Raw genomic sequence first — 6337 nt, forward strand, 5'->3', positions numbered from 1 at the left:
AAGTTGAACGACCCGCGGGAGGGTTCGGTGGTGTCCCACTTCATCTCGTTCTCCGGGGTGATCGCGTTGAACTCCCGGTCGAGGATGGTGGAGTAGGTCGAGTCCCCGAGCCTGCCCGCGGCCACCGCTGTACCGAAGTAGCGGCCGCTGCCGGCCGCCGCTGAACCCAGCGTGGTCGCGCCGGCGCCACTGGCCGCCGGGCTCGCGGCGACGGCCGTGGCCGTGCCGACGATCAAGCAGGCGGCCCCCGTCAGGACCTTGCGCAGACGGGGCCTCTCGTTGAGCCATGTCATGACGAATCGCTCTCCTTGGGTGGGAGGGAGCCCGCATGCCTGCCGGGAACCGGCGCCTGGTCCTGACGGCCGTGCGAGCGCACACTTCGGCCGAGCCGTTCCCGCCGGGCAGGGTGGGTGGGGGCGGTGCGCGTCCCGGCGACCGGACTCATCCGTTAGCGCTCACAATCTGTGGCGCGAACGCTCGGCCTTCCTGACATGTTCCGTGAAATGTCCTCCAGGGGGTGTGCGTTGTCAATACCTCGCGCTGCGGCGGCCCAGAGGTGACGGCTCGGATCCGCCCCGCCTTCGGACGGGCCGCCGAGCAGGCCCGGCTGCCTTCCCCGCCGATCCGTCAAGCGACCACCCGGGCGGTGCGGTTGACGAGCCGCTCACGAGCAGTCGGCCCGCCCCTTCGGCCATGTGGGCAGGGCTGGTCGAGGCGGCCGGATGCAGCCACGAGTCGGCCACGTCCGTGATCTCACAGGCTGGTCATCGTGTCGGCTCCTCGGGTCAGTAGCCGAAGACCAGGTTGTAGGCGACCTGCGGCAGGAACTGTCCGGCGGTCGATCCGGTGCCGGTGCCGCAGTTGCCGTCGGACTCGCCGGGCGCCTTGATCCACAGCAGCATCTCGGCGCCGCCGCCGGCCCGCGTGGGTGTGCCGATCCTCCGCCCCGCCGGGTTGCACCAGGTGCCGTCGGATCCGTTGCCGTTGCGGCTGGTGTCGATGACGTACGGTCTGGTGAAACCGTACGTCGCTCCGAGGGCGGCGTTGACGGCGTCGCCGTACGCCGTGTTCTGGCCGGTGGGGTAGGTGTTGGACACGTTGAGGGAGAACCCGTGTGCACCGCTCACGCCGGCGGCGGCCAGGTGCTGGGCCATGGTCCCGGCACTCAACCAGGCGGGGTTGCCGGCGTCGAGGTAGACCCAGGTGTTCCGGGCCTTGGTGTTGAACTGCGCGACGGCGTTGCGCAGCAGGGCGTTGCGCTCGGAGATCTGGGTCTGCGTCATGCAGCTCTCGTCCCCCAGCGAGTCGGGTTCGAGGACGACCACGGCCGGCCGGCTGCCGATGCCGTCGGCGAAGGCGGCGATCCAGCTGTCGTAGGCCGCGGCGGAACCCGCGCCGCCGCCGGACTGACCGGCGCAGATGTCCCGGTTGGGGATGTTGTACGCCACCAGGACCGGCAACTTGTCGCGGGCGGCCGCAGCGCCGACGAAGGATCCGGTCGCCGTCCCGATGGTGCCGCTCCAGTTGCCGAACCAGCGCGCCGTCGGCACGTCGGCGATCGACGAACGGATGGCGGGGGCTCGGCCGTCGCCGGGGTTGGCGTTGAGCCACTGCTGTGCGCTGGAGTCCGGGTCGACGTAGAACCCGCTGGTCATGAGGGTGGGATCGGCGGCGTGCGCGGTCCCGGGCTGGACCGCCACCAGCAGGCCGACGAGTGCCGGGGCCAGGAGCAGGGACAGCTTGCGGAGCAAGCGGTGCATGGTGCTTCCTCTACGGGGTGAGGGGTGTGAGGTGTGGGGGTGGAAAGTGGACTCCTCGCGCGCGTCGCCCGGCCGAGGGGGGGAAGCCGTCTGGCCGGACGGCCGAGGAGGCCCGGGGCCGTCCGGCCGCACCCGTCCGGTGTCAGCCGAGCGTCCACTGCTGGTTGCCGCGGCCGCTGCAGCTCCACAGCTGGACCGGGGCGCCGTCGGCGGTGGACGCGCCGGACACGTCCAGGCACAGGCCGGACTGGACCCCGGTGACGCTACCGTCCGCGTTCATGTGCCATTGCTGGTTCGTCTGGCCGTTGCACGGCCAGACGACGGCCTTGGTGCCCGAACTCGTGCCCTGCCCGGAGGCGTCCAGACACATCCGGCCGGCGCCGCCGTAGACGCTCAGCTCGTCGCCCGGGGTGTGCGTCCAGATCTGGTTGGCGCCACCCCAGCAGCTGTACGTCTGCACCTGGCTGCCCGCCGCGGTCGAACTGTTCGGCACGTCCAGGCACTTGCCCGCGCCGACCGCGTGCAGCTCGCCCGTGGTGCCACCGCCCCCGGAGCTGGAACCGCCGAGGGCGGAGAGCGCCGCGTCGTAGGCCGGCTTGGGCTGGTCGTTGCCGTCGTACATGGTGGCGGCGCCGGTTCCGGGGAAGGTGCCGGGGATCCAGGAGTGCGCGTCGTCCACGCCCCACTGGCTCACACCCACGCAGCGGGAGACGGCCAGGCAGTCCCGCACCACGGCGGCGTAGTCGGCGGCCTGCTGCTGAAGGGCGGTGCCCGAGGCGGGGAGCTGGATCCGGTCGTCCAGTTCGGTGACGGCCACGTCCAGGCCCAGGTTCGCGAACCGCTGCATGTTCGCCTGCAGGTCGGCCGGGACCTGACCGAGGATGAAGTGGCTCTCGAGCCCGATGCCGCCCAGCGGGACCCCTTGGGCGAGCAGCGACTGGGCGAGGCTGTAGAGCGCGTTGCTCTTCGCGTTCTCGCCCTCGATGTTGTAGTCGTTGATGTAGAGCTTCGCTCCCGGGTCGGCGGCGTGCGCGGTGCGCAGCGCGTCGGCGAGGTAGCCGGACCCCATGGCCCGGTAGAACACGTCCTGGACGAGGGAGCCGTCGCCGTTGAAGGGCTCGTTGATCACGTCCCAGGCGTAGACCTGTCCCTTGTAGTGGGTCGCCTCGGCGGTGATGTGTGCCTCCATGGCGGAGCGCACCTGGCTCAGCGGCAGGTTCTGCGCCCAGGAGGGAAGTTGGTTCTGCCACACCAGGTTGTGGCCGCGCACCCGCATGCCGTGCGAGCGGGCGAACTGCACGAGCCGGTCGCCCGGCCCGAAGTCGTACGAGCCGGGGGACGGTTCGGTGGCGTCCCACTTCATCTCGTTGCCCGGGGTCAGCATGTCGAACTGCGCTCCGGCGACGGCGGTTTCACCGGCGACCCCGAGGTCGCCGTCCGTCAGGGCGGTGCCGAAGTACCGGCCGTCCGCCTCCGCCGCCGCCTTCAGCGTGCTGCCGGCCGCCGCGGCGGGGGGCGTGGCAAGCGATGCGCCGGTCGCGAGCAGCAGCGCGAGCACCAGCGCAGCGATCACGGCGTGGTGAGGCCTGATCAGGATCTTTCCGAGAGGCACGGTCGCCCTCCAATGTCGCTCCAGGGGGTGGCACACACCCGCGATGCGGGCGGGGTGGTTGCGCACGAGCGATGACGGCGGTGCGCCGTCGGTCCGGGATCGGGAGCGCCGCGGCAGCCGTCCGGCGGACGGCGTCCGGTGGGGATGCGCTCCCGTGGCTAGACAACTCGGAGTGTGCGGGACCCGTCAATACGCGGTTGAAAGTTTCGACGATGTTTCGGAAAGGTGGTGGCCCGGCGGTCGGCGCGGCCGTGTCCCGGCCCCCGGCTCCGCGTGCGTGCGCGGAGCCGGGGGCCGGGGCCGAGGCCGGGGTCCGCTCAGCCGCCCGGGTTCACCGTCGGGAACAGCTGGGCGAAGGTGTCGAAGGCGGTGGCGATGTCCGCCTCGGCCCAGAACCGGTGGTAGTTGAAGACCGGCGCGGCGCCGCCGTCGAGGTAGCTCTGCACCTTGGACCACTGCGGGTCACTGGTGTACCAGGGGCGGATGGACAGGAAGGTGTTGCTGGCCGAGCTGATCCTGGTGCCGTCCGGGTAGGTGCCGGTCCAGCCGGGCGGTACGTACAGGCCCTGGTGCGTGGTCGGCGAGTACGCCTGGGTGAAGCGGCTGTAGTCGGCGCGGGTCTCGGCGGCCGAGTAACCCAGGCCGTCGGTGTACTTGGCGTGCAGGGTGTCCAGGACGTTCTGGGCGAACGTCCTGGCGCTGCTGCTGCCGGACTTTGCCGCGTAGTACGTGAGGGTCTTGGCGAGCGAGCCGGCCACGCCGACGTCCGTGGCGGTGCCGCTCGCCGTGACGTGCAGCCCGGCGTTGCTCCCGGGACCGGTGACGCTCCAGGTGTCGGGCGCGCCCGTCCAGGAGAGCTTGTCGGGGGTGGTCAGGGTGCCGGTGGCCGGGTCGGCCTTGGAGACGGACATCGCCCACGGCACCCACTTGTCGAGGATGGCCTTCGCCCGGGCGTCGCCGGTGGTGTAGTAGTACTCGGCGAACCGCTCCATCGACCAGGTCTGGAACCCGAACCACTGGTTGGATGCCGGATCGTGGTACTCGGGCTGCCAGTCGTAGTACAGGCCGTAGAACGTCGGGTCGCCCGCCGGCGGCGCCGCGTCGTCGCCGTAGTTCCCGCCCCAGCTGTTGGTGGCGCCGCCGGCGATGCCGCCCTCGGTGGACTGCAGCCACTGGAAGAACTGGAGCTGCTTGTCCAGGCTGTCCGCCCAGTCGGCGGCGCCACTCGGCGAGAGCGGCTTCAGGCCGGGGTCGTTGGCGAGCACCCAGGCGGCCATCGGGTTCTGGTAGCCCTGGTGGGCGGTGGAGCCGGAGATCCGCCACGACCAGCCGCCGTCGGCCGCCCCTCCCCAGGCGAAGTACCATGTGAGAAGGCCGAGTTGTTCGTTCGCCTTGGAGGTGCCGGCCGGGCAGGCGGTGGAGCCGAGGCAGTTGCCCGCCTGCTTGAAGTACTTGTCGTAGAGCGAGTAGCGCAGGTAGTCGCCGAGCTTGGCGGCCTTGGCCAGGGTCGCGGTGATGGCCGCGCTCTTGCCCTGCGACGTCGCGAACTGCTCCGCCCAGTAGGCCGCCTGGACCAGCCGGGCGTCGGCGTCGGGCGCGTCGGTGTACTTGTACTGCTTGCTGAACGAGCCGCCGCCGTCGTTGTACAGGCTGAGGAAGCCGGAACTGCTGTTGCCGTACTTGAACAGGTCGCAGTCGGGCTGCGGCACGGTCTCCCAGACCGACTCCTCCGGGCCGCGCTGGAAGGTGTTGATCAGGCTGGGCCTGCCGGTGCCGTCCTCGCACTGCCCGAAGCCGTACTTGTTGTCGGCGTCCAGCAGCCATGCCGGGGCGTACACGTCCGCGCTGCCGTAGGCGCTGCTCAGCTCGGCGGAGAGCGGGTCGCTGCCGACCGGCACGCCGGCGTTCAGCTTGGCCGGGTACTGGTCCGGCTGGGCCTTCTCGGGGCCGTACTGGGCGGGCTTGGCCGGGTTGTAGGTGCTCTGGCCGGGTTGCTGGGCATGGCTGGGGATCAGGTGGGTCTCCAGGCTCGTCCAGGCGTTGTTGAAGCCCGTCCAGTCGCCGGTGACCCGGCCGTAGTCCGCCTCCAGCCAGAGCCAGTAGCTGTACGTCTCGGAGGTGGTCTCGTGGCCGTAGTCCGGGGCCTCGACGATCAGGGTCTCCACCGCGTGGTACGGGATGCCCTGCGGGCTGAAGTACCCGTTCGCCGGATTCTTGATCTTGCTGTAGAGGTCCAGGAAGTACCGGTCGTAGCCCGACGTCTTCGCCGCCTCGGTCACCGTGACGGCGCCGGAGCCGAAGCCGGTCGCGGAGGCGGTGAAGGTGGCGGTGCCGCCGACCTGGGCGGCGTCGGTGCCGGCCGCGACGGTGACGGTCTGCGGAACGTTCCAGTTGGCGGGGGTGAAGGTGAGGGCGGCGCCGGACGTGACGGTCAGGTCCGGGTCGTTTCCCGAACGGACCACCGTCACCGTGGTGTTGGCGGTCGGCGCCTGGGAGAGCGCGACGGTGAAGGTGCCGGTGCTCCCCTGCTGGACGGCGAGCGCGGCCGGGCTGACCAGGACGCTCGGCCCGGCCACCTTGATCGCGACCGGAGCGGACGTCGTGGTGGCACCGGCGTCGTCGGTGGCCACGGCGATGACGGAGTAGTCGCCTGCCGCCACGTTCGCCCAGCCGACGGTGTAGGGCGCGGTGGTGGCCGTGCCGATCGGGGTGTTGGTGCCGCCCGGGGTCGAGGCGTAGAACTCGACCTTCGCGACGGTGCCGTCGGCGTCGGCCGCGGCGGCGGACACCGTCACGGTGGAGCCCGGGGTGAAGGTCTGCCCCGCGGCCGGGGAGGTGAGCGAGACGGTCGGGGGCTGGTTGGCACCGCGGCAGGGGGTGCCGTTGACGGTGAAGGTGGTGGGGGCGGTGTTGGTGCCGCTGTAGGAGAAGTTGGCGCTGGTGGTGTAGGCGGTGCCGGGGTTGA

4 protein-coding genes are annotated in these 6337 nt (G+C 71.1%); all 4 read right to left on the reverse strand.

Annotated elements, in window-relative coordinates; genetic code table 11:
- On the reverse strand, window positions 1–293 hold a 293-nt coding region (locus tag AB0C76_RS40845), incomplete at its 3' end, for an endo-1,4-beta-xylanase (protein WP_359975712.1).
- A gap of 492 nt (window positions 294–785) precedes the next feature.
- Window positions 786–1760, reverse strand: coding sequence for a glycoside hydrolase family 6 protein (locus AB0C76_RS40850; protein WP_359975715.1), 975 nt, complete (start codon window positions 1758–1760; stop codon window positions 786–788).
- Between the two features lie 142 nt (window positions 1761–1902).
- Window positions 1903–3372, reverse strand: a complete 1470-nt coding sequence (locus tag AB0C76_RS40855; protein WP_359975718.1) for an endo-1,4-beta-xylanase — start codon at window positions 3370–3372, stop codon at window positions 1903–1905.
- Window positions 3373–3689: 317 nt separating this feature from the next.
- On the reverse strand, window positions 3690–6337 hold a 2648-nt coding region (locus tag AB0C76_RS40860), incomplete at its 5' end, for a glycoside hydrolase family 48 protein (protein WP_359975721.1).

Origin of the sequence: Kitasatospora sp. NPDC048722 (genome assembly GCF_040650235.1) — a bacterium.
Lineage (GTDB): Bacteria > Actinomycetota > Actinomycetes > Streptomycetales > Streptomycetaceae > Kitasatospora.

What these genes read in the sequence shown, in the direction of transcription:
- AB0C76_RS40850 (WP_359975715.1), bottom strand. Translation starts at nt 1,760, where the DNA reads ATGCACCGCTTGCTCCGCAAGCTGTCCCTGCTCCTGGCCCCGGCACTC.